Source organism: Mesonia sp. K4-1 (assembly GCF_008017825.1).
Lineage (GTDB): Bacteria > Bacteroidota > Bacteroidia > Flavobacteriales > Flavobacteriaceae > Mesonia.
In genome coordinates this window covers 78,434-102,952 of the sequence record NZ_VRLS01000012.1, presented here as the reverse complement: position 1 = coordinate 102,952, position 24,519 = coordinate 78,434, and the positions used below count along the sequence as shown (strand labels likewise).

At 33.3% G+C, this 24,519-nt stretch carries 27 protein-coding genes; 26 read left to right on the top strand and 1 reads right to left on the bottom strand.

Annotation, left to right across the window (positions count from 1 at the left end):
• Positions 1–3: 3 nt before the first annotated feature.
• The 4 genes from FT986_RS01515 (at position 4) to FT986_RS01500 (ending at position 2,786) form a co-directional block, all read left to right on the top strand.
• Entirely contained in the window at positions 4–1,041 is a 1,038-nt protein-coding gene (locus FT986_RS01515; protein WP_255505878.1) for a glycosyltransferase family 9 protein, read from the top strand.
• Positions 1,042–1,935 carry a CPBP family glutamic-type intramembrane protease gene (locus tag FT986_RS01510; RefSeq protein WP_147863506.1) on the top strand — a complete coding sequence of 298 codons (894 nt, stop codon included), beginning with the start codon at positions 1,042–1,044 and terminating at the stop codon, positions 1,933–1,935.
• A 232-nt stretch (positions 1,936–2,167) separates the two neighbouring features.
• Complete coding sequence (locus tag FT986_RS01505) at positions 2,168–2,386, top strand: PLD nuclease N-terminal domain-containing protein (RefSeq protein ID WP_147863505.1); 219 nt, start codon at positions 2,168–2,170, stop codon at positions 2,384–2,386.
• A 214-nt stretch (positions 2,387–2,600) separates the two neighbouring features.
• Positions 2,601–2,786, top strand: coding sequence for a hypothetical protein (locus FT986_RS01500; protein ID WP_147863504.1), 186 nt, complete (start codon positions 2,601–2,603; stop codon positions 2,784–2,786).
• 133 nt (positions 2,787–2,919) lie between these two features.
• Here the strand turns inward: FT986_RS01500 and FT986_RS01495 are convergent, their stop codons facing one another.
• On the bottom strand, positions 2,920–3,972 hold the full coding sequence (locus tag FT986_RS01495) for a ferredoxin--NADP reductase (RefSeq protein WP_147863503.1): 1,053 nt from the start codon (positions 3,970–3,972) through the stop codon (positions 2,920–2,922).
• 131 nt (positions 3,973–4,103) lie between these two features.
• Here FT986_RS01495 and FT986_RS01490 point away from each other — a divergent pair, with 131 nt between their 5' ends.
• The 22 genes from FT986_RS01490 to FT986_RS01385 all read left to right on the top strand — a co-directional run bounded on the left by FT986_RS01490 (position 4,104) and on the right by FT986_RS01385 (position 24,434).
• The gene (locus FT986_RS01490; protein WP_147863502.1) at positions 4,104–4,442 is read left to right on the top strand and encodes a PadR family transcriptional regulator; all 339 of its coding nucleotides are present in this window, start codon (positions 4,104–4,106) and stop codon (positions 4,440–4,442) included.
• Positions 4,439–5,047: a hypothetical protein gene (locus FT986_RS01485; RefSeq protein ID WP_147863501.1), complete on the top strand. Its 609-nt coding sequence runs from the start codon at positions 4,439–4,441 to the stop codon at positions 5,045–5,047. The genes FT986_RS01490 and FT986_RS01485 overlap by 4 nt, the downstream gene beginning before the upstream one ends.
• The gene (locus FT986_RS01480; protein WP_147863500.1) at positions 5,044–5,748 is read left to right on the top strand and encodes a hypothetical protein; all 705 of its coding nucleotides are present in this window, start codon (positions 5,044–5,046) and stop codon (positions 5,746–5,748) included. Before FT986_RS01485 ends, FT986_RS01480 begins: the two co-directional genes overlap by 4 nt.
• Positions 5,749–5,821: 73 nt before the next feature.
• On the top strand, positions 5,822–7,294 hold the full coding sequence (locus tag FT986_RS01475) for a DUF5687 family protein (RefSeq protein WP_147863499.1): 1,473 nt from the start codon (positions 5,822–5,824) through the stop codon (positions 7,292–7,294).
• A 22-nt stretch (positions 7,295–7,316) separates the two neighbouring features.
• Positions 7,317–8,012, top strand: a complete 696-nt coding sequence (locus FT986_RS01470) for an ABC transporter ATP-binding protein (protein ID WP_147863498.1) — start codon at positions 7,317–7,319, stop codon at positions 8,010–8,012.
• 54 nt (positions 8,013–8,066) lie between these two features.
• The gene (locus tag FT986_RS01465; protein ID WP_147863497.1) at positions 8,067–8,768 is read left to right on the top strand and encodes a hypothetical protein; all 702 of its coding nucleotides are present in this window, start codon (positions 8,067–8,069) and stop codon (positions 8,766–8,768) included.
• 315 nt (positions 8,769–9,083) lie between these two features.
• On the top strand, positions 9,084–11,714 hold the full coding sequence (locus FT986_RS01460) for a hypothetical protein (protein ID WP_255505877.1): 2,631 nt from the start codon (positions 9,084–9,086) through the stop codon (positions 11,712–11,714).
• An 11-nt stretch (positions 11,715–11,725) separates the two neighbouring features.
• The gene (locus tag FT986_RS01455) at positions 11,726–12,145 is read left to right on the top strand and encodes a polymer-forming cytoskeletal protein (RefSeq protein WP_147863496.1); all 420 of its coding nucleotides are present in this window, start codon (positions 11,726–11,728) and stop codon (positions 12,143–12,145) included.
• Positions 12,105–12,344 (top strand): AtpZ/AtpI family protein, encoded by a 240-nt coding sequence (locus FT986_RS01450; RefSeq protein ID WP_147863495.1) that lies wholly within the window; start codon positions 12,105–12,107, stop codon positions 12,342–12,344. Before FT986_RS01455 ends, FT986_RS01450 begins: the two co-directional genes overlap by 41 nt.
• On the top strand, positions 12,331–12,729 hold the full coding sequence (locus tag FT986_RS01445; protein ID WP_147863494.1) for a hypothetical protein: 399 nt from the start codon (positions 12,331–12,333) through the stop codon (positions 12,727–12,729). The genes FT986_RS01450 and FT986_RS01445 overlap by 14 nt, the downstream gene beginning before the upstream one ends.
• A gap of 121 nt (positions 12,730–12,850) precedes the next feature.
• Positions 12,851–13,933, top strand: a complete 1,083-nt coding sequence (atpB, locus tag FT986_RS01440; protein WP_147863493.1) for a F0F1 ATP synthase subunit A — start codon at positions 12,851–12,853, stop codon at positions 13,931–13,933.
• 27 nt (positions 13,934–13,960) lie between these two features.
• The gene (gene atpE / locus FT986_RS01435) at positions 13,961–14,182 is read left to right on the top strand and encodes an ATP synthase F0 subunit C (RefSeq protein WP_111539905.1); all 222 of its coding nucleotides are present in this window, start codon (positions 13,961–13,963) and stop codon (positions 14,180–14,182) included.
• Positions 14,183–14,270: 88 nt separating this feature from the next.
• A complete protein-coding gene (locus FT986_RS01430; RefSeq protein ID WP_111539906.1) occupies positions 14,271–14,765 on the top strand; it encodes a F0F1 ATP synthase subunit B in 495 nt (164 codons plus the stop codon).
• Positions 14,766–14,781: 16 nt separating this feature from the next.
• Positions 14,782–15,327: an ATP synthase F1 subunit delta gene (atpH, locus tag FT986_RS01425; protein ID WP_147863492.1), complete on the top strand. Its 546-nt coding sequence runs from the start codon at positions 14,782–14,784 to the stop codon at positions 15,325–15,327.
• A 50-nt stretch (positions 15,328–15,377) separates the two neighbouring features.
• The gene (atpA, locus tag FT986_RS01420; protein WP_111539908.1) at positions 15,378–16,958 is read left to right on the top strand and encodes a F0F1 ATP synthase subunit alpha; all 1,581 of its coding nucleotides are present in this window, start codon (positions 15,378–15,380) and stop codon (positions 16,956–16,958) included.
• 125 nt (positions 16,959–17,083) lie between these two features.
• Positions 17,084–17,947, top strand: coding sequence for an ATP synthase F1 subunit gamma (gene atpG / locus FT986_RS01415; RefSeq protein ID WP_111539909.1), 864 nt, complete (start codon positions 17,084–17,086; stop codon positions 17,945–17,947).
• 148 nt (positions 17,948–18,095) lie between these two features.
• On the top strand, positions 18,096–19,526 hold the full coding sequence (locus FT986_RS01410) for a lipopolysaccharide biosynthesis protein (protein WP_147863491.1): 1,431 nt from the start codon (positions 18,096–18,098) through the stop codon (positions 19,524–19,526).
• Between the two features lie 6 nt (positions 19,527–19,532).
• The gene (gene dut / locus FT986_RS01405) at positions 19,533–19,964 is read left to right on the top strand and encodes a dUTP diphosphatase (RefSeq protein WP_147863490.1); all 432 of its coding nucleotides are present in this window, start codon (positions 19,533–19,535) and stop codon (positions 19,962–19,964) included.
• Positions 19,965–20,043: 79 nt separating this feature from the next.
• Entirely contained in the window at positions 20,044–21,060 is a 1,017-nt protein-coding gene (locus tag FT986_RS01400) for a sugar phosphate nucleotidyltransferase (protein WP_147863489.1), read from the top strand.
• Positions 21,061–21,064: 4 nt separating this feature from the next.
• Complete coding sequence (locus FT986_RS01395) at positions 21,065–22,438, top strand: lipopolysaccharide assembly protein LapB (RefSeq protein ID WP_147863488.1); 1,374 nt, start codon at positions 21,065–21,067, stop codon at positions 22,436–22,438.
• A complete protein-coding gene (locus FT986_RS01390) occupies positions 22,438–23,214 on the top strand; it encodes a DUF4292 domain-containing protein (RefSeq protein WP_147863487.1) in 777 nt (258 codons plus the stop codon). Before FT986_RS01395 ends, FT986_RS01390 begins: the two co-directional genes overlap by 1 nt.
• Entirely contained in the window at positions 23,211–24,434 is a 1,224-nt protein-coding gene (locus tag FT986_RS01385; protein ID WP_147863486.1) for a murein hydrolase activator EnvC, read from the top strand. The genes FT986_RS01390 and FT986_RS01385 overlap by 4 nt, the downstream gene beginning before the upstream one ends.
• Positions 24,435–24,519: the final 85 nt, after the last annotated feature.

The following is a 24,519-nucleotide window of genomic DNA, read 5'->3' as shown; positions in this document are numbered from 1 at the left end:
CAAGTGAAAACAACAGTTCAACACATCGCCATTATAAGACTCTCAGCCTTGGGCGATGTGGCGATGTTGGTTCCCATATTAAGAAGATTTTTAAAGCAGCATTCACACGTAAAAGTGACGGTGGTAACCAAACCTTTTTTTGGAAAGCTTTTTAAAGATTTACCAGAAGTCAATGTGCTTGCTGCAGATGTAAAAACAAAGCATAAAGGTATTCTTGGTCTGTGGAAATTAGCGAAAGAGATAAAAAGCTTGGAAGTAGACGCGGTAGCCGATGTTCATAACGTCTTGCGTTCTAAGATTCTTCGGTTTTTCTTTTTCCTTTACGGAATTAAATCTGCAGCGATAGACAAAGGCAGAACAGAGAAAAAACAACTTACAGCTTTAAAACTTAAAAGCATTCGGCCGTTAAAAACGACTCACAAGCGTTATGAAAAGGTATTGGCACAATTAGGTTTTCCTGTGGATCTATCGCAAGATGTTAAGTTTAAAAAACCAAATTTACCTAAGCAATTTCAGCAGCAGCTACAACCGAATACCAAAAAATGGATAGGGATAGCTCCGTTTGCCGCTCACGAATCAAAAATGTATCCGCTTTCTTTAATGGAAGAGGTAATCGCGGAGTTAAATGCAGAAGAGAATCTTCAGGTTTTCTTGTTTGGCGGCGGTGAAAATGAAAAGCAATTATTATCTGCTTTAGCTTCAAAATATCAAAATGTCACCAGCTTGGTAGGTGTTTACGCTTTCGCGGAAGAATTACATATCATCGCCAATCTAGACGTGATGCTTTCTATGGATAGTGGAAACGGGCATATGGCTGCTATGTATCAAATTCCGGTAGTCACAGTGTGGGGAGCCACTCATCCTTATGCTGGTTTTGCACCATTTCAGCAACCAATAGAAAATCAAGTACTTCCAAATTTAAAGAAATATCCTTTTTTACCTACTTCCATCTATGGAAATAAGCAAGTAGAAGGCTATGAAGCTGTGATGGAAAGTATTCCGCCAAGGAAGATTATAGATAAAATTAAATCATTTGTATAAATGTTTAAAAACACGCTCAAAAACTGGCTCTTAAAACTTGGTGTAGCTAGCTTTACTTTATTAATCTTTTTATACGCGATATTTTCAGCTTTAGGAATAGAATATCCACCTATTTCTAGAGATATGATAGGAGATAAGCTTTTATTTGAGTGGTTTGTTGTGATGGCAGTTATTCTTGCTCCGCTTTTAGAAGAAGTCGCTTTTAGAGGTTTTTTTACCGCTAAAAGATGGCTTAGGATTATATCTTTTATAGTTCTGCTTGTTTTTATAGGATTGTCGTTTAGCTATTTTGCTTTAGCATTACTAGTGTTATATATCGCGACGATATTTGTGAATGATAGAAGTGGCAAAAAACACATTAATACATTACTTATTATGAATGCGGTACTCTTTGCAGGGATTCATTATACCGCAGAAGACTTTATGACCTCATTAGGTACGATAGCCATTTTAGCACAATTTGGGATGGGGTTAATTTTATTATGGATCACCATTAACTTCGGACTCATAAAAGCAATGTTATTTCACGCTTTTTACAACGGGTTATTAATGTTATTGCTATTTATGGCTTTACAATATCCTTCTTCTAAAAATCACCGTATAGAAAGTGAAAATTTAGTCGTAGAATATAAAGAACGAGCTATTTTAGATAGTAATACAAGCACGTTTTCATCGAGTGCAAATAAAGATACTTTGTATATTCATAATATGTCTATTGGAAAAGCAAAACCCATGCTCGAACAAACAAATAATATTGAAGAAGGAAGCATTTGGGTAGAAAATATTCCCTTTATGAGATATGATTTTAAAATCTACACGAACAATCAAAAAGAGGTATATCATTACAGCAAAGAGCTAGAGCAATTACTAAAACAAGAAGAACTTATTAATTAAACTATGGATTTTAATACCCCAATTTTTACGTATATCATAATAGGAATATGCGCTTTATATATTTCGGTAAACTTGTATCGTTTTAAAGAACTCGACCAAAATAAGAGAAGAAGACTGTATATCCTTATCGGAGTTTTTGTGCTTTACGTGATTGCTAAAATATGGAGGATAACTCAGGAATAATTTTTCGTATAAAAGATTTTCTTTACATTTATTTTTAAATACTTGAATTATGACACTGCAAACTCCGTTATTTTTGCTAATTCTTTTAATTTTTTCCATTTTTTTTATTGGCGGAAGCTTGTTTTTAATTCTTAAAAACGAAAAAGAAAGCTTACCAAAAGTTCTTTGGGTACTCATCGTGTTGGCTTTTCCTCTCGTTGGTGCAGCTGTTTATTATGCAAATGCAGTCATACAAAATCAAAGAGCAAAACAACAACCTGCTTATTAATCGAAATTTTTATGAACAAAACATTAGAATTTTTAAACCCCAGTAAGAAGAGATGTCTTTTTAACGGAATAGCCTTAATTCTCTTTGGAGGATATATGTATTTCTTTACTGAAAGAACATCTTTCAACTACCTATTTCTGATAGCGGCTGGGTTAGTTTGGTTAGGAGTCTATGCATATAAAACTTATGTTTCAACTTCAATAAAGAATGAATTATGAAATTAAATTTACTATATAAAATTGTAGCTGTATTTTTTATCATCTTTCATTTTCACGATGTAAATTATGAAGAAGAAAAATTAGCTGCAGCTTCTTATTTAGCAATACTTCTCCTTTTGGGATATGATATTACTAGAACCACCATCAAAATGATGAAAAGAGGGTTTGAGAAGGAAAAATAAATATTACACCTATTAAATTCATAAAAAAACCTCTCTGTAAAAGAGAGGTTTTTAAATTTTTTATATTGATGAGATGCTGAACTTGTTCAGTATGAAAAGCCTGAGGCTCATATCGTCTCATCTTCACTACTAACTATACATCATCAAAATCAACTTTAATCGTCGATGTCGTAGGATGTGCTTGGCACGTAAGTGTTAAACCTTCTTCGATCTCTTCGTCGGTTAAGATTTGATTTTTCATCATTTCGGCTTTTCCTTCGGTGATGCGAGCAATGCAGCTACTGCAAATTCCGCCTTGGCAAGAATAAGGAGCGTCTAGATCTTTATCAAGAACCGCATCTAAAATGGTAGCTTTTTGGTCCATTTCAAAGGTGGTTTCCTCATCATCAACCATCACCGTAATCGTGGTTTTTCCGTCAAGGTTGGCATCTACCTCTCCTGTTTCTGTTGAGGTAAACAATTCAAAATGTATGCGTTCTTTTTCAACCTCATTTTCTTGTAACACTTCAGAGACTAAATCGATCATTTGTTCAGGTCCGCAAAGGTAAACCGCTTCAAAATGATGACCTTTAAATTTATTTTTCAGTACAAAATTAACGGTACTGCGTTCAATTCTGCCAAAGAAAGAATCTTTATCTTTTGCTTGACTGTATACAAACTCGATAAATACACGGTCTGGAAACTCTTGCTGAATTTCTAACAACTCTTTAAAGTAGATGGTTTCTTGCGGAGTTTTATTTCCGTAAACTAAGACAAACCTGCTGTGCTGTTCTTTCTTTAAAACACTTTTTAAGATAGAAAGTATAGGGGTTATTCCGCTACCTGCTGCAAAAGCTGAATAATCGTGAGATTTGCCATCGTTTGGAGCTTGATAGATAAATTTGCCTTCTGGCGGAAAAACTTCTAAAACCTCTCCCTCTTTTAGCTGATTGTTGGCGTAGGATGAAAATAAACCACCTTCTACCTGCTTAACGCTCACTTTTAAATGACTACAACCAGGAGTAGATGAAATAGAATAAGAACGTCTTACTTCTTTACCATCAAATTTTTTCTTGATAGTGATATATTGTCCCGCATCGAAGTGAAATACTTCTTTTAATTCTTGCGGAATCTCAAAAACAATACTAATTGCTTTTGGAGTTTCTCTTATGATTTCTTTTACCGTTAACGGATGAAAATTTTTCATTTTCTTCAAAATTTTTGGCAAAAATACAAAGTCCGCCGTTCTTTTAAAGCAAATAAGATAAAAACTAATACCTAAGTTTTTTATGCATAAGAAATTTATGTATGTTTGAATTCTAGTTGAAACCAAAATTTATGTCGAATTCAAAGTTATATAAGGGAAGTCTTTCGACCATCATTTTAAAATTGCTTTCTAAGGAAGATAAAATGTATGGCTACGAAATAACCCAGCGGGTAAAAGAACTTACTAAAGGTGAATTAAAGATTACCGAAGGTGCCCTTTATCCTGCTTTACATAAGTTAGAAGCCGATGGTTTGCTAGAAGTAGAAATGCAAAAAGTAGATAATCGTTTGCGTAAATATTATAAACTTACCCAAAAAGGAACTACCGAAACAGTATCTAAACTCCAAGAACTAGAGCGCTTTATGGAAACCATGAACGGACTTATGAACCCAAAACCGAGTTTAGGATGAGAAAGTTGAGCAAGGATGAGTTAGAGTTTATAGACAATTACCTAAAAAACTCTGGGGTAGAATATATAGATGTTCGTTTAGAAATATTAGACCATGTAGCAAGTGCGATAGAAGCTAAAATGGAAGAAGAGCATATTGATTTTTATGAAGCTTTTAAGTCTTATATGGTAGCGAATAAAAAGGAGCTTTTAAAACAAACAGATTCTTTTGCTAAAGAATCTTTAAAGAAAGTTTTACAAATGGTAGGCAAAAACCTATTTCATCCTTTGTCATTAGTAATTACTGCTGCTGTTGTAATAATAACTGTTGTTTTATTTGATTTTTTAAAACAGCATTTAATGCTTTTTAGTTTGGGCTTGTTCTTTTTAGAATTTGTAGTCATTGTATTAATTACAAAGACTTATAAAAAGCAGAAATACCTTCATATTCATAAGTTAGTAACTATTATTACATCTTTTGATTATATCATGCATATGTATGTGTTAGCAAAAGAAATACCCTATTATGAATGGGTTTTAGCGATATTTATTCTAATAAATATTTCATTCTTCCTATCACTTTATCAACTTTTTAATGAATATAAAAAACAGTTTGATTTTGCATGAAAAAAGTAACTTCCCTTCAAATAGATCGACTTTTTCAGTTTACCGATCAGCATTTTGTAGATTATTACGATGTACAATTAGAATTGGTAGATCACCTTGCTAATGCCATTGAAGAGCAGTGGCAAGAAAATCCAGACAAAGATTTTGAAACTGCTTTGCAAGAAGAATTTAAAAAGTTTGGTGTTTTTGGTTTTCTAGAGGTGGTAGAAGCGAGACAAGCTGCAATGCAAAAACGCTATCATCAACTCATGTGGAAAGAAGCTAAAGAATTTTTAAAACTGCCTAAGGTGGTAATTTTAGCTACTGCGTTTTTGGTAAGTTTTACCTTGATAACGCAAATCACTTATGGGGTTTATACCTTAATAGGAATTTTGCTTTGTCTAGTAATTATATTTAGTGTAAGGTTTTATAAGAACAATAAAGAAACAAAACGGTTAAAAAAAGGAAGTAAACAAAAACCGTATTTATTAGAGACTTTGCTCAACCATACAGGGCAATTTGGAGCTTTTTTAAATTTACCTATCCAAATTCTAGTTTTAATAACAAAAGAAGTGGAGATAAATATTTGGATAGGCATTATATATGGCTTACTACTTACAGGAGTTACCTTAGTATTTTACATTACCCTGTTTTTACTTCCGCGGAAGCGAGATGAAATACTGCAAGAGGCATACCCCGAATTAAAGATACAGACTTTGTAACATTTTCAACATTTTAGCACTAATTAGATAGTAAGTTTAGCTTACTTTATGATCTCAACTAAGAAGAAACTTTATGTTTAAACGATTTCTATCACTAGAGTGGAAGCAATTTTCTCGGTCTTCCTACTTTCAAAAAGGCTTAGCCATTAAAATATTACTCATTTTAGCAGCGCTATATTTTATCGTTTCTTTTGGAGTATTGGGGGTGGCAGCATTCTTTATAATTGAAAACACATTCCCTAATGAAGATCCAATCGTGATGGTAAGTAATTATTTAATATTTTGGTTTCTGATCGATTTAGGTTTTCGGTTTTTTATGCAGCAATTACCAGTGATGAATATTAAACCCTATATGATTATTCCCATAAAACGAGAAACGGTGATTCATTATTTATTAGGGAAAACAACCCTTTCGTTTTTTAATATTTTACCACTTTTCTTTTTTCTTCCCTTTAGTATCGTCTTGTTAACGCAAGGTTATAATCCGCTTCAAGTCATTTGTTGGTTCTTCTCGATGGTGTTTTTTACCATTTCCTTAAACTACCTCAATTTTCTACTAAATAAAAACAACAAGGTTTTCTATGCAATCGTGGCGGTTTTAGGAGCTTTAATCTTATTAGAGTTCTATAATATTTATCCAATAGCAGAATATGCTGGTTTGTTTTTTAATGAAATTTATAACAAGTGGTATGCGGTAAGTATTCCGTTATTGTTAATGATTTTGTTGTATCGTAGAAATTATAAATTTATAAGAGAAGGTTTTTATTTAGACGATGCCATCCGTAAAGAAAGTAAAGAAGTAAGTTCTACAGATTTAGGTTTTCTAAACCGTTTTGGCTCGATTGCACCTTTCTTAAAAAACGATGTAAAACTCATTATTCGTAACGCAAGACCCAAGCAAGTTTTAATGATGTCTTTTCTCTTTTTATTTTATGGACTTTTCTTTTATACCCAAGATACCTACAAAGATATGCCTGCATTTTTAGCTTTTGCTTCGGTATTTATAACGGGCGGATTTTTACTTTCTTTCGGACAGTTAGTTCCCTCTTGGGATAGCGAATATTATAAAATGTTGATGAGTCAGAATATCCCTTATCGGAAATATTTAGAGTCTAAATGGTATTTAATGGTCGTAGCCGTAGTAGCTTCCTTTATTTTAAGTACCCCGTATTTATATTTTGGCTACAAAATTTATAGTATGATTGCTGCCGGAGCCTTATTTAATATTGGTTTAAATTCATTTATAACTTTGTATGGCGGCGTTCTTAATCGTGTACCGGTAGAACTTAACGTAAAAGCAAAAGCCTTTAGCAATACACAAGGTTTTAACCCAACACAATTGTTAATTGCCTTACCAAAGATGGCAGGGCCTATGCTTATTTTTTACCTTCCGTACAAGTTTATCAATTTTGAAGCTGGTATTTTGGCGCTCGCTTTAAGCGGAATTTTAGGTTTGGTTTTTAAAAATTTCTTTCTCAATCAAATTGAAAAAGTGTACCAAAAAGGAAAATACAAAACCATAGCGGCATTCGACGAAAAAAAATAATTAAGACTCTCAATTTTAGATCATGATAGAAGTACATAATTTAAGCAAATCTTATAACAGCACTCAAGTATTGAACATTCCATCCCTAGACATTCCTAAAGGACAAAGTTTTGGTTTGGTAGGAAACAACGGAGCAGGAAAAACCACATTTTTTAGTCTGTTGCTAGATTTAATTCAGCCCACTACAGGGAACATAAAAAATAAACAAGTCGTAGTAAACGAAAGTGAAGATTGGAAACCTTTTACGTCTTCCTTTATCGACGAAAGTTTCCTCATAGGTTACCTTACGGCAGAAGAATATTTTTACTTTATAGGAGAATTACGCGGACAAACCAAAGCCGATGTAGATACACTCCTTAGCGGATTTGAAGATTTCTTTCACGGAGAAATACTTCAGCAAAAAAAATACTTAAGAGATCTATCTAAAGGAAACCAGAAAAAAGCAGGTATTGTAGCTTCATTTATTGGTAATCCAGAAGTGGTGATTCTCGATGAACCATTCGCCAATCTTGATCCTACCACACAAATTAGATTAAAACAGATCATTAAAGATTTGGCACAAACCAAAGGAGTAACGGTGTTGGTTTCTAGTCACGATCTCATTCATGTGACCGAAGTTTGTGAGCGCATTGTTTTGTTAGATAAAGGGGAAGTGGTGAGAGATATGATGACAAGTGAAGCCACGCTTCAAGAATTAGAAACCTATTTTGCGGGGTAGTTTTAAAATAATTTTTTTTATAACTTTAGTTTTTAAATTTTAAAAGTTCAAGCCATGAAAAAAGTTATTTTTCTTCTATTAACGTTTCCTCTTTTTATAAACGCACAAACCTATAAAGCAGTTTATGATATAAGCTTTAGAGCGGAAGATAGTATAATAAACTTAACCTTTTCTCAGTTTGATAACAATAATGTGGTAATAGCAAATAGCGATTACGCTTTTTATTATTCAGCAAATTTTGACATTAAAGAAGAAAAATCATTTAAAACTCCTGGAGGTCGCGTAAATATGAAGATGACATCTTCAACAACCGAAGATACTTCTATTAATTTTCTACTTAAACAAGAACAAAGACTTTTTGAAATTGATACTACAAAATCAAGGAAAGATAAAATAGTAGGATTAAAAAAAATACAACCAAAATTTGAGGTGGTAGAAGAAAAAGATACAATCATCAAAGGAAAAACCTATCACTTTTTAAAAGTGAAAAGCCTCTCTGGGGATACTGTCATCAATTATTATTTTGACCCTACTCTACCAAAAGGTATTATGCCTTATGCCGATTCACTTGGCGATAAAGCTCCCAAAGGAGGAGTTTATAAATTTGAACGTACCAACTTAGTGAGCCCATCACCAACAACTACTGTAGCAACGCTTAAAAGTGTGGAGCAAATAGAGTTTAACTTTAAACCTTATCTACAAATTATTAAGGATACCAAGGTAAGTGAGGATAAAATATCGGTGCTAAATTTTTAGAAATAAACCAGTATAGGTGATTTTTACGCTTCAAGTCCAAACTCAAATTTATTAAGGGTTTACATTTGTTTTTCTTAAAAGAAATGTATTTTTACGCACTCCCATACTAAAAAGGGGAAGAATAAGTTATTCTTTATACCAATTAAATTTTTAAAAGCCGTAATAAAAATTTGATTTATTTTTAGTAAAGTCGAGGAATAAAAACTAAGCATAGCCATAGCTACGGTTCTTTTTTATGAAGAAGAATTGGCTCAAAATAAACTAATTTTGTGCGGCGTTAGAATGTTTAATTGGTATGACACCTATTTTAACTTAATGAAACGTAATTACTTACCTACATATACAAGAATCTTAATTATCTTGCTTGCTACGATTTCTATAGCTTCGTGTTCGAGAAAAAAGAACAAATGGCTCAATAGAAACTTTCATGCGATGGGCGCTTATTATAATATCATCTACAATGGAAACTTGGCTTTAGAGCTAGGAAAAGATGAGGTAGAGCAAACTTATATAGACAACTACTGGGAAATACTTCCTATAGAACGCATGCAAGTTGTAGAAGAAGCTCGTTTGCCTGGAGAAAGCAAAAATGAAAATTTTGAAAGAGCCGAAGATAAAGCTGCAAAGGCCATTCAAAAACACAACATCAACATAGGAGGCACAGAGTACAATCCTCAAATGGATGAAGCTTTTTTGCTTTTAGGAAAGGCCCGTTATTACGATCAGCGTTTTTTCCCTGCTTTAGAAGCCTTTAATTATATCATTACCGATTACCCTGAAAGTGACCGTATTGCTACCGCAAAGATTTGGCGTGAGAAGACCAATATGCGTATGGGAAATAACGAAACGGCGCTTAAAAACTTAAAAGAATTATTAGCTCAAGATTTAGAATTTGAGGAAGAAGATTTAGCCGATGCTTCGGCGACTTTAGCTCAAGCTTATATTAATTTAGAGCAAAATGATAGTGCACTCGCTCCGTTAACCGAAGCGATTAGAGTAACACCTTCTAATGAAAAAAGAGGAAGATATTTATATATTAAAGGTCAGTTATATGACAGGTTAGCGCAAATAGATAGTGCTAATAAAACTTTTGATGAGGTTATTGCCCTCAATAGAAAATCTCCCCGAGTATATATGATTAATGCATATATGGAAAAAGCGAGAAATTACGATTTTGATGAGCAAGACCGTTTGGCTTTATTAGAATTGCTTCAGGAGTTGGAAGAAGATAGAGAAAACCGACCATTCTTAGATAAGATTTACTATCAAATTGCAGAATATTATCGCGCTAATGATACCATTCCGGGATCGGTCACTTTTTACAATAAATCATTAAGAACCGACACACGAGACACGTATCTAAAATCAAGAAATTACCTCACTTTAGGGAATATAAATTTTGACGCAGCGCAGTACAAAAACGCAGGAGCTTATTACGATAGCACCTTAACTAACTTACCTGAAAATACCAGAGAATATAGAGCAATTAGAAAGAAACGTGTCAATTTGGACGATGTGATTCTCTATGAAGATATTGCTGCTAAAAATGACAGTATTCTCAACTTGGTAAATATGTCTGAATCAGACCGTTTGGCTTTCTTTACGGAATATACCAATAGCTTAAAAGAGACCGCAATAGCGGAGGCCAAGGAAGAAGCGAAAAATAAAAATCAAACCCCTAGTAACCTTTTCGGAAAACAAAGAAGTACTGCTGGTGGAGCAAGCAACGGCGGAGATTTTTATTTTTATGATAGCAAGCAAGTCGCAAAAGGAGTTATAAAATTTAACAGAACCTGGGGAAATCGTGCTTTAGCCGATAATTGGCGTTATGAAAAAGGAGGTAAAAATGAGAGTCAGGAAGATGAAATCGACCCTGAAGAAGCAATTTTAGCCGAGATAGAAAGCGATCCTCAATATCAGCCAGCCACCTATTTAGAGAGCATTCCTAAAGATGAAAAGCTCATCGATAGTTTGGGTAAGGAAAGAAACTTCGCCTATTACCAATTAGGAGTTATTTATAAAGAGAAATTTAAAGAATATCAATTGGCAGCTAATAAGTTAGAAGCTTTATTAGAAAATAAACCAGAAGAGCGTCTTATTTTACCTTCTAAATACAACTTGTATAAAATCTATGAGGCTATGGGAGATGATGCCAATGCTAATAGATGGAAGCAAAACATATTAACCAATCATTCAGATTCTCGTTATGCTACTATTTTAAGGAACCCAAGAGGTTTGTTGGATGATCAAAATAGTCCCGAAGCTGTTTATGCTAGTGTTTATCGTAAGTTTGAGAATCAAGAATATAAAACTGTTATAGAAGAGGCCAATAAAAATATAGAAGTATTTACTGGAAATGATATTGTTCCAAAATTCGAGTTGTTAAAAGCAACTGCTTCAGGGAGGTATTATGGTTTTGAAGAATATAAGAAAGGCTTAAACTATGTTGCGCTTACCTATCCTCAAAGTGAAGAAGGAAAAAGGGCCGAAGAGATTGTTTCTAAATCTTTGCCAGTATTAAAAAATAAGACGTTTAAATTCCCGAAAAATGCTAAGGAATATAAGTTGGTTTATCCGTTTGAGTTAGCTATCCAACAAGTAGATACTAACCAAGTAAATTCCGATAAGGAAAAAGAAGAAATAGCAAATAAGGAAGAATTTACAATAGACGATGTTGTGGCTTTAAAGGAAAAAATTGATAAAGCTATAGTAGAGTTTGGCTTTACGGATTTATACACCTCTATAGATATTTACTCTCCTAATAAAACTTTATTGATTGTTCATGGTCTTAAAAGTAAATTGGGAGCAGAAGGTTTTGGAGAAAAACTTTTAAAAGAAAAGGATTATAAAATTGATTATCAAAATATAGGAATCGCATCAGAAGATTATAAAACGGTACAGGTTCATAAAAATTTAAGCGATTACATCTCTCAAGCAACAAAATAAAAAACCACGTCATGTTTTCAGACAATAAAAAATCGAGAAAAGAAACGTCTAATCCTAATAAGGACCAAAATAAAATAGCTCAAGGAACTACTATCAAAGGAGATATTGAAGCTCAAGGAAGTTTTAGAATAGAAGGAACTTTAGAAGGAACTTTAACTACAACAGGGAAAGTAGTATTAGGTAAGTCTGGTTTTATAAAAGGAGAGATGCAGTGTGAAAATGCTGACTTAGAAGGTAAAATTTCTGGAAAATTAAAAGTGAATAATACACTTTCTCTTAGATCTACAGCCCAAATAGAGGGAGAGGTTATTACAGGCAAATTAGCCATAGAGCCAGGAGCCGATTTTAATGCTACGTGTGCAATGAAAAGCTCAGTAAAAAATTTAAACGATGATCGAAGAACCAAAGAAAAAGAAGGAAAAACCGCTTAATAATTGGGCTGTTTTTACAGGTATAGCTTTTCAAATGGCCGTGGTCATTACAGGAGGTGTGCTTTTGGGTATTTGGCTAGACAAAAAGATCGAAAATAAATATTCTGCTTTTACTATTTCATGTTCCTTGCTGGGGGTTTTTATAGCACTTTATCAAGTGTATAAAACCGTTAAAGACTTAGGTAATGACAAAAAATAAACTTTCCTTTTTTCAATTCTCAAAATACTTACTTTCTTTTACCTTAGTCCTGGGGCTGCTTCAATATTTTGTGGTTGAACAGTTCTTGCAAAAAGAAGTCTATTATGCCACCTTTATCATTTATGGTTTTCTTTTTATGGTAACTATGGGGATTTATGCCCTCCTTCTTTTTATTCACAAAAGTTTTGAAGATAAAACTGGCTTTGCCTTTATGGGCTTAAGTTTCTTTAAAATTTTTTTATCTATCCTCTTTCTTCTTCCTATTATACTTGCAGAAGGAGGTAAGGCTAATATGGTCTTAGATATTTTTACTTTTTTTATACCTTACTTTTTGTTTCTTCTTTTTGAGACTATTTTTGTGGTAAGATTATTACGATCTAAATAGCTGCTTTTCAGTAATTTGTTTGGGTATTTTACGTAGAGTCAAATTTTTTACAGCAAGTCTTTCAGATAAAGATTAAAAGTATATCTTTGCAGCAAAATTTAGAGAGCATAATTCGGGTACTATGAAAGCACACCAATCTTTAAAGAAGATAATGATATTAACAATAGCCTTTGCTATGTTGCCTTTAATGTCATTTGCTAAAAAAGATATCGCTGAAGCGGAAGAAGAGTTTAATCCAACCGATATGATTATGCATCACATTGGTGATTCTCACGGATGGCATTTTTTTGGAAGCGGAGATAGTTCATTTACATTACCATTACCTGTAATATTGTATACAGATAATGGATTGGTTACTTTTATGTCTAGTGAGTTTCATCACGATACAGAAGGTCATCACGTTGTTGAGAAAAACGGGATGCGTTTTGTTAACTTTCACGAAAAAATTTACCAATTAGAAGCGGATGCAAATGAAGTTGAGTTTGATGCAGATCATCATCCTTTGAATGCAGAGAAGCCTCTTGATCTTTCTATTACGAAAAATGTAGCAGCAATGCTTTTGACTGTTGTCTTGATGTTGTTGTTCTTTTTTAGCTTAGCTAAACATCACAAGAAACACGCGCACGCACCAAAAGGATTAAATAACGCATTAGAAGCTTTAGTTCTTTTTGTGAGAGATGATATCGCAAAACCACAAATAGGAGATAAGAAGTATAAGAAATTTATGCCATTCTTATTAACCGTTTTCTTTTTTATCTGGATCACGAACTTATTAGGTTTATTGCCAGGTGCAGCAAACGTAACAGGTAATATTTCTGTAACCGTTTCTTTAGGTTTATTTACTTTAGTTTTGATTATTGTAAACGGAAATTCAGATTTCTGGAAACACACATTGTGGATGCCGGGAATTCCTACATTTGTTAAGCCTATTTTGGCTGTAGTGGAAGTTTTAGGTTTAATAATTAAGCCAGTGGCATTAATGATACGTTTATTTGCTAACATTACAGCTGGGCACATTATTATTTTAAGTTTATTAGGATTAATATTTATATTAGAAAGTGCGGGTGTTGCAGGAGTTTCTGTTCCATTTGCATTATTTATTACCGTATTGGAGTTATTGGTAGCGTTTCTTCAAGCGTTTATTTTTACAATGCTATCAGCGCTATTCATTGGAATGGCAGTACAAGAACATGAACATCATTAATTTTTAATTTTTTTAATTTTTTTTACTATGGAATTATTATATGTAGGATTGGCAGCTTTAGGAGCTGGATTAGCAGTTGTTGGAGCAGCAATTGGTGTTGGTAAAATTGGTGGATCAGCGATGGAAGCTATCGCTCGTCAGCCAGAAGCATCAGGAAAAATCCAAACAGCAATGATTATTGCAGCGGCACTTGTAGAAGGTGTAGCGTTATTCGGAGTAGTAGCAGCTTTATTAGGTGTGTTACGTTAAGAATTAGAAAGAGAGATTCCTTCACAACGGTTGGTTGTGAAGGGATTTTCTTAAAAATTGATGTGAGTTAACTATTATAGAATAAATTATGGATTTAATTAAACCTGAATTTGGGTTATTTTTCTGGCAAACCATCGTTTTTTTGGTGTTGTTGTTTTTAATGGCAAAATTTGCTTGGAAACCTATTTTAAACTCTGTAAAAGATCGTGAAGATTCTATTAATGATGCATTAGCATCTGCAGAGAATGCACGTCTTGAAATGAAGAATTTAAAAGCCAACAACGAAAAGCTTTTAAAGGAAGCAAGAGAAGAGCGCGACATCATGATTAAAGAAGCGCGTCAAATTAAAGAGAAAATGATCGCCGATGCTTCTGGAGAAGCAGAAATAAAAGCAAAAAGTATGATCGCTTCTGCTCAAGAAGCTATCAAGATGGAAAAACAAGCAGCTTTAAATGAGATAAAAACTCAGGTAGCTAGTCTTTCTATAGAAATTGCAGAGAAAGTAGTAAGTAAAGAATTAACTAGCAAAGAAGACCATATGAAATTGGTAGATTCAATGTTAGATGATGTGAAGTTAAACTAATCAAATTAGTTAAAAGATGGCTAATACAAGAGCAGCTCAACGTTACGCAAAAGCAATTTTAGATCTTTCTAAAGAGAAATCTATGCTTGCAGAGGTAAATAATGATATGCGTTTAATCGCAAATACATTAGAGCAAAACAAAGAGCTTAGGAATGTGTTACAAAGTCCGGTGGTTAAGCCATCCGTAAAGCAAAGCATACTTAAAGAAATCTTTAAAGAGGTAAATCAAATTAGCTCTAAGACCTTTGATGTATTGTTGGAAAACAATAGAATTAATATATTATCTATTGTCGTAGATCGTTTTATCTACCTTTACGATGAGCTCAACAATATTAAAGTAGCTAAAGTAACTACTGTAGAAGCATTGACTCCAGAGATGGAGCAAAGAGTTTTAAGTAAGGTAAAAGAGCTTACAGGTAGTCAAGTTACTTTAATCAATAAAATAGATACTTCTATTATAGGAGGCTTTATTCTACGTGTAGGAGATTTACAATATGATGCAAGTGTATTAGGTAAATTAAATACATTAAGAAAGAAGTTTAATAATCAAGCATACGCATAAAAATATTAATAAAAAGGATGCGATTGAGTATCCAGTTATAATAAATAATTATGGCAGACGTAAATCCTGCTGAAGTTTCAGCAATTTTAAAAGAGCAACTATCTGGTTTCGAAGCAAAAGCTTCTTTAGACGAGGTAGGTACAGTATTAACCGTAGGAGATGGTATTGCGAATGTATACGGTCTTGAAAATGCAGAATATGGAGAGCTTGTAGAGTTTGAAAGTGGACTGCAAGGAATGGTGCTTAACCTGGCAGAAGATAATGTTGGGGTAGTATTACTTGGTCCTTCAAAAGAAATTAGCGAAGGTGATACGGTAAAACGTACTCAGAAAATTGCTTCTATCAATGTAGGAGAAGGAATTGTAGGACGTGTTGTAGATACTTTAGGTAAACCTATTGATGGAAAAGGTCCTATTTCTGGAGACACTATCCAGATGCCATTAGAAAGAAAAGCTCCTGGTGTAATTTACCGTGAGCCTGTAACCGAACCTTTACAAACAGGGATCAAATCTATTGATGCACTTGTTCCTGTAGGAAGAGGACAAAGAGAATTGGTAATTGGTGACCGTCAAACAGGTAAAACTACTGTTTGTATCGATACCATTCTTAATCAAAAAGAATTTTACGATGCTGGGGAACCAGTATATTGTATATATGTAGCGATAGGGCAAAAAGCTTCTACCGTTGCCGGAATTGCACAAACATTAGAAGATAAAGGAGCTTTAGCTTATACTACTATTGTTGCTGCAAACGCATCAGATCCTGCAACTATGCAGGTTTATGCACCGTTTGCTGGAGCAGCAATTGGAGAGTATTTTAGAGATACAGGTAGACCAGCATTAATTATTTATGATGATTTATCTAAGCAAGCGGTAGCTTACCGTGAAGTTTCTCTTTTATTACGTCGTCCACCAGGACGTGAGGCGTATCCTGGAGATGTATTCTTCTTACACTCTAGATTATTAGAGCGTTCTGCAAAAGTGATCAATGATGATAGTATCGCTAAAGATATGAACGATCTTCCAGATTCTTTAAAAGACAAAGTAAAAGGAGGAGGTTCTTTAACAGCTTTACCTATTATTGAAACTCAAGCAGGAGATGTATCTGCATATATTCCAACCAACGTAATTTCGATTACGGATGGTCAAATTTTCTTAACATCAGATTTATTTAACTCTGGAGTTCGTCCTGCAATTAACGTTGGTATTTCTGTATCGCGTGTAGGAGGTAACGCACAGATTAAATCGATGAAGAAGGTTTCTGGAACTTTAAAATTAGATCAAGCTCAATATAGAGAATTAGAAGCTTTTGCTAAATTCGGATCAGATTTAGATGCGTCTACTTTAAGCACAATTGAAAAAGGAAAGCGTAACGTAGAGATCTTAAAGCAAGCTCAAAATGACCCTTATCCAGTAGAGAATCAAATCGCTATTGTTTACGCTGGTTCTAAGAACTTATTGAGAGATGTTCCTGTAGAAAAAGTAAAAGAATTTGAGGCAGATTATTTAGCGTTCTTAGATGCTAAGCATAGAGATACCTTAGATACTTTAAAATCAGGTAAATTAACTGATGAAGCTTTAGATGTATTAACGAATGCAGCTAAAGAAATTTCAGCAAAATATAAAAAATAAAAAGTATTGAGTACTGAGGTTTGGGTAGTAAAATACTCAAATTAAAGAATAGTAAAGTACAATATAAATTACAAGTATTGAGTATTTAGTTTTTCTAAATGCTCAATACTCAATACTAAGAACAAATGGCAAATTTAAAAGAATTACGTAGTAGGATTACCTCGGTTTCTTCAACCATGCAGATTACCAGTGCCATGAAAATGGTTTCTGCTGCTAAGTTGAGTAAAGCGCAAGATGCTATTACAGCAATGCGTCCTTACGCAGATAAACTTACAGAGCTTTTACAAGGTTTAAGTGCTACGTTGAGTGAAGGTGCAAGTAGTAAGTTTGCAGAAGAACGTGAAGTACAAAACGTACTTATTGTTCCTATTTCTTCTAACAGAGGTTTAGCGGGAGCATTTAACAGTAATATCATTAAAGGGGTTAAAAAGATTGCTGCTGAAGAATTTGCAGATAAGAATATACATTTGTTTACTTTAGGGAAAAAAGCAGATGATATTTTAAAGAAAACCTTTACCGTAGACAAAAATGACAACACTATTTTTGATCATTTAGAATATGAGCCTGTAGCCGAAATTGCAGAACATATTATGGATGAGTTTGTAAAAGGAAATTACGATAAAGTAGTCTTAGTATATAACAAATTTAAAAATGCAGCGACTCAAATCGTAATGAACGAACAGTTTTTACCAATCGTTCCTATTGAAACTGAAGAGAAGGTTACTTTAGATTATGTATTTGAGCCAAATAAAGAAGAGATTATTGAAGAATTAATTCCTAAGTCTCTTAAAATGCAATTGTTTAAAGCACTAAGAGACTCTTTTGCATCAGAGCACGGAGCACGTATGACAGCAATGCATAAAGCAACCGATAACGCTACGGAATTAAGAGATTCATTAAAATTATCTTATAACAAAGCGCGTCAAGCATCGATTACCAATGAAATTCTAGAGATTGTTGGTGGAGCAGAAGCGGCAGCAAATAGTTAGACTTATAGTTTTTAGGTTTATTTCTTAGTAAACTAAAACATATAGAAATTTAAAAGCCCTGATTTTTTCAGGGCTTTTTCTTTTTATCCAATTCTATTGAAAAGCTCCGCTTAATTCTATACATTTATTCCCTTAATTATAAGCGCATTTGAGTACTTTAAAACGATTTTTTCAAGACACTTTTATCTACGGATTAGCAACGGTTTTACCACGGTTGATGAACTTTTTGCTTCTACCACTATTAACAGGATCTCTTGAAAATGCGGGCTACTCAGACAATACGACTTTTTATATCTATGCGGCATTTTTCAATGTGTTGCTTACTTACGGGATGGAAACCTCTTTTTTCCGATTCTTTAGTCGGCACAAAGAAAAAAATAAAGTCTTTTCTACGGCTTTCATTAGCTTAACACTCACCACCATTTTATTTTTTGCTTTGGTATGGTCTTACAATGTAGAATTAGCACACTATGTAAACCTCAAATTAAGATATTTTAATCTTTTGATAAGTGTAATTGCCTTAGATACCTTGGTAGTGATTCCTTTTGCTCTATTAAGGGCGACTGGAAAACCTATTAAATTTTCTATCATAAAAGTGCTCAATATCGCTTTATATGTAGCTTTAAATTATTTCTTTTTATGGATAGTTCCCGAGTTTAATATACCGTTAGGAATTCTAGATTATAATCATGATTTGGTTACGTATGTTTTTATAGCTAATCTAATAGCTAGCTTATTTACCTTTTTCTTGCTTTCCCCATACTTCTTTAAAATTCAACTTGTATTTGATTGGAAAATTTTAAACCAATTACTTCATTATGGCTGGCCTATTATGGTCGCAGGTTTAGCTTATATAATTAATGAAAATTTTGATAAATGGTTAATACCACAATTATTAGGGAAAGATATTAATGGAGCTTATGCCGCTTGTTATAAAATAGCTGTTTTTATGACAATATTTATTCAGGGATTTCGCCTGGGAGCAGAACCTTTTTTCTTTAATCATGCACAAGAAAAAAATGCAAAAAACACCTATGCTCTTATTATGAAATATTTTGTAGTGTTGGGAAGTTTAATGCTGGTGTTCATTGTGGCTTACCTGCATGTGTTCAAAGAAATGATTGTGGTACGACCATCCTATTGGATAGCCATAGAAATTGTTCCTGTTGTACTTCTTGCCAATTTAATGTTAGGTATTTATTTTAATTTAGCTTACTGGTATAAATTAACCGATAAAACCCGTTTTGGAATGTACTTTTCCATCATCGGAGCGATACTAACAATTGGTCTTAATTATATTCTATTACCAATAATAGGCTTTATGGGAGCTGCCTATGCTACTCTGATGGCTTATACTGCTATGGTGGTAATCTCTTACCTTATCGGAAAAAAACACTATAACATTCCCTACGATTTAAAAAATATCGGAATCTATCTTGCTCTGGGTATTAGCTTTGCCTTTAGTTCATTTTATATTTTTGATAACAATTTAATTATCGGAAGCTTATTAGTTTTCTTATTTTTGGGAATCATCTATTTTAAAGAAAGAAAATACCTTACTCAATTTTTACAACGTTAATATATTATGACCATAAAGATCATCAACAAATCAAGTCACAATTTACCTCACTACGAAACTGAAGCTTCTGCTGGAATGGATTTAAGAGCACATCTAGAAGATAAAATAATACTAGGTCCGTTAGAGAGAATCATTGTAAAAACAGGATTATTTATAGAGTTACCTGTGGGTTATGAAGCTCAAGTAAGACCAAGAAGTGGCTTAGCGGCAAAAAAGGGAATTACCGTATTAAATGCACCAGGAACCATAGATGCTGATTATCGTGGAGAAATTGGTGTAATTTTAGTCAACCTTTCTAAAGAAGCTTTCGTCATTAATGATGGCGAACGTATTGCACAACTTGTGATAGCTAAACACGAAAGAGCAGATTGGGAGAATGTAGAGATTTTGGGAGAAACCGACCGGGGAGAAGGTGGTTTTGGAAGTACCGGAGTTTAAAATTCCGGCGCAGGCAGGAATCTCATAATAAAAATAAATTGTTAAATCCAAAAAGATACCCGCCTACGCGGGCAGATTTATGAAAATAATCGTACCAATGGCGGGGAGAGGATCTCGTCTAAGACCACATACATTAACAGTTCCAAAACCATTAATTCCAGTGGCAGGAGAACCTATAGTTCATCGTTTAGTAAAAGATATAGCCAAAGTATTAGATCAGCCTATTGAAGAAGTTGCTTTTATTTTGGGTGATCCAGCATTCTTTGGCAAGGATGTAGAAGAAAGTTTAAAAGAACTAGCAAAAGGTTTAAAAGCTAAAGCGTCCATTTACCGTCAAGATCAACCTTTGGGAACGGGACATGCGATTATGAGTGCAAAGGAGTCACTTTCTGGGCCCGCTGTAGTCGCTTACGCAGATACTTTAATCAAAGCCGATTTTAAATTAGATGAAGCTGCAGATGCTGTAATTTGGACCAAAAAAGTTGAGAACCCTGAAGCCTATGGAGTTGTTAACTTAAATGATGAGGAAGAAATTATAGAACTAGTAGAAAAACCAACGAGCTTTGTAAGTGATCAAGCGGTAATAGGAATATACTATTTTAAAGATATTTCAGTTTTAAAAGATAAGCTGCAAGAAGTTCTTGAAGAAAATCTCATGCATGGAGGAGAATACCAAATCAATGATGGTATTAAAAAAATGATGGCAGCGGGCAGAGTTTTCAAGACGGGAACAGTAGATGAGTGGATGGATTGCGGAAATAAAAAAGTAACAGTAGAAACTAATACTAGAATGCTTAATTTTCTTCATTCCGATAAGGAGAAATTGGTAGCAGATTCTGTTCAATTAAACAATTCAAAAATTATTGAACCTTGTTTTATTGGAGAAAATGTAGTGTTAGAAAACACAACAGTAGGACCTAATGTTTCGATTGGTGAAAACTGTACAGTGAGTAATTCGACAATCAAAAACAGTTTAATACAAACTCATAGTGAAATTAAAAATGCCAAATTAGACCAGGCGATGATAGGTAATCACGCAAGATTTGATGGCAATTTTAAACAAATAAGTATAGGAGATTATTCCGTTTTAGAATAAACATTTGAAAAATAAGTCTTTTACATATTACACATTTTTGCTACTATTCGGAATAACTTTTATTCCGAAAAGTACCATAGCGCAAGTTCGAGAACCTCTTAAAGATACGCTTGTTCAAGATAATTTAGGAAATGTAGAAGATCAGTTTCAAGAATATTTTTTTGAAGCTTTAGCACAAAAAGGTATTGAAAATTATGAGAAAGCGATTGACGCTTTAATGCAATGCAAGAAAATTGCTCCTAAGAAGACAATTGTAGATTTTGAATTAGGAAAAAATTATAAGGCTTTAAAAAACTATGATAATGCAGAGGATAGTTTTAAAAAAGTTTTAAAAGAGCGCCCTAATGATAAAGATGTTTTAAGCGAAATCTATGAAGTCTATTACCTTACTCAAAATTATAAAAAGGCAATTCCAATTGCTGAGTCTTTAGCAAAATATAGTGTAAATTATTATGAAGATTTAGCCAACCTTTACGGACTTACCAAACAGTATGAAAAAGCTTTAGATGCATTAGAAAAAATAGATGAAAGTGAAGGTTATAGTGATTACCGAGAAGCTTTACGGAATAAGATTTTTTCTGAATCTAATGATCCCAAGTTACGGGAAGCCTATCTAAAAAAGGAAATTGAGAAGTTTCCTAATATGGAAGATAATTATCTAGAGCTCATGCATTTTTATGCGACCCAAAATAATATGGACGAGGCTTACAAAATTGTAGAAGAGCTTCAGCAAAGGAAACCTAATTCTAGTGCCGCACATTTTATTTTATACAAAAAGCACTTAGTCAATTATGAAGACGAAAAAGCAATTGCTTCTATGAAGATTGTTTTAGAGAATACGAATAATGAGGTTATAAAGAAGTCAGTCATACAAGCATTTATTCAGTTAGTAAAAGAAAAACCACAGTATGAAGATGAGCTTATCACTACTTTAGAGAATCAATTAGACTCAAGTGAAGAGTCAGATGAGCTTGTGGGGCAATACTTAGCAAAAAATAATAATAATAAAGCTTATGAGCATTATTTAAATCGTTTAAAAAACGATCCTAATAATTTTGAACTGTTAAAGAAAGTGATACATTTAGAGGTGAAAAAGCAAAAATTTGAGCTGGCACTTAAACGTTCTAATGAAGCTTTAAATGTTTATCCAACACAACCTTTCTTTTATTACTATAAAGGAGTTGCGCTAAGAAATTTAAGCAAGCCAAATTTAGCTGTAGATAGTTTTCAAGAAGGTTTAGAATATTTAATCGAAAACAAGGAGCTAGAACTTTATTTTTATCAAGAAATGCTTGAGAGTTATAAAGTTTTAAGTGATGTCGAGATGGTAAAAAAATACCAACAGAAAGTAGAAGCCTTAAAAAATAATAAATCTTAATGAGTCAATTGAAATCCATATTTGTTTTAATCTCCCTTCTTTTACTGGTTTCCTGCGGAACAAAAAAAGCTGTGACAGGTACTGTTTCTGAAAATGTAAGTACTAAGAGTATCATTAAAGCACACAATAATTCCGAGGCATCGTTCAATACTTTACAAGCACGAATAAAAGGTTCTTATAAAACGGAAGATGAAGACCAGTCTATCTCTATAAGTGTAAGGATGGAAAAAGATAAAGCCATTTGGATGAGTGCTAAACTCGCGGGTATTATTCCGTTGGCAAAAGTATACATTACTCCAAATCAAGTGCAGTATTACGAAAAAATTGAAGGAACTTATTTTGATGGAGATTTTAGTTTATTAAGTGATTGGTTGGGGATGGAACTGGATTTTAATAAAGTACAAGATCTATTATTAGGACAAGCCATTTATCCATTAGAAAAAAATGAATTGTCTTTAAACTTTACGGAAACGGACTATATTTTAAAATCTAACGAATCATCATTACTTAAAACTATGTTTGCTATACAATCTTCTAATTTTAGATTAAAAGGGCAACGTATTGAAAGAGTTGCTAAAAATGAATCGGTTTTTATTACTTATGAAGATTATGAGGAAGTAAAAAAACAATGGTTTCCAAAAAAGATAAAAATTATAGTTACTCAGGAGGAAAAAAGTACTCAAATAGAAGTGGATTATCGAGATATAGATCTAGATGAGCCCGTAAGCTTTCCTTTTAGTATCCCATCTGGTTACAAAGAAATTACCGTAGAATGATTAGCAATAAAAAGACCTTTATTTTAAGCTTATTATTAATCTGTTTCAGCTTTTTGAATGGCTTTAGTCAGAGTAAAGAAAGAAAGCAGTTAGAGCAACGTCGTTTGGCTCTTAGAGAAGAAATTAAGGAGATTAATAGTTTGTTGATTGATAATAAAAAGAAAAAACAATCTGTTTTAGTTCAAGTAGAAGATTTAGATAAACGAATTAACGCTACTCAAAACCTTATAAAAGTTACCAATCAAGAAGCAAATTTACTTACCAGAGAGATTAATGAAAATCTCAACAAGATTACTAAACTAAGAAAAGATCTAGAAGCTTTAAAAGAGGATTATGCAAAAATGATTCGTAAATCATATAAAAGCAAATCTAATCAAAGTAGAATTATGTTTCTTTTTTCTTCAGAAAACTTTCTACAGGCCTATAAACGCTTGCAATATATGAAGCAGTATGCAAATTATAGGAAGCAACAAGGGGATGAAATAAAAGCTCAAACCAAACTTCTTCAGCAGCTCAATAAAGATTTGATTGAGCAACGTAAAGCTAAAGAAACGCTTTTGGCGGAAAATAGAGTAACTCAAAAGAAATTACAGGAAGATAAAAAACAGCAACAAATTCTAATTGCCTCGATACAAGAGAAACAAGGCACATTTGAAAACCAATTGAAAGAAAGACAAAAAGAAGTTTCTAGAATTGATGACCAAATAGAGAAATTGATTCGTGAAGCTATTGCTGCTGAAAACAAAAAGAAAGGTAGTACGTCATCCAAAACATTTGCGCTTACACCAGAAGCAAAAGCTTTAGCAGCCGATTTCACATCTAATAAAGGAAAATTGCCTTGGCCAGTAAAATCTGGAGTAATCTCTATGCGTTTTGGTGTACACCCACATAAAACTGTTCCTTCAGTTAAAGTAAAAAGTAGTGGAGTTAGAATAGAAACGAATGCTAGTGAACCTATAAAAGCTATTTTTAAGGGTGAGGTAATGAAAATACAAGCGATCAAGGGAGCTAATAAAGCGGTAATGGTAAGGCATGGAAACTATATCTCGGTATACAATAACCTTGAGTCTGTTCAGGTTCAAACGGGGGATCCAATTACTACAGGGCAAATTTTAGGATTGGTCGGTAATGCGACATCTACAGGACGCCCTACCTTAAACCTTTCACTTTTTAAAGATACTACTTCATTAGATCCTGCTTTATGGATTTATAAGATGTAGAAAGATTTTATTATTTAGCTTATAGGTTTTCAATTATATGTTATTCAATAGCTTTCAGGATACACTTACCGGCAAGTGGAACTTC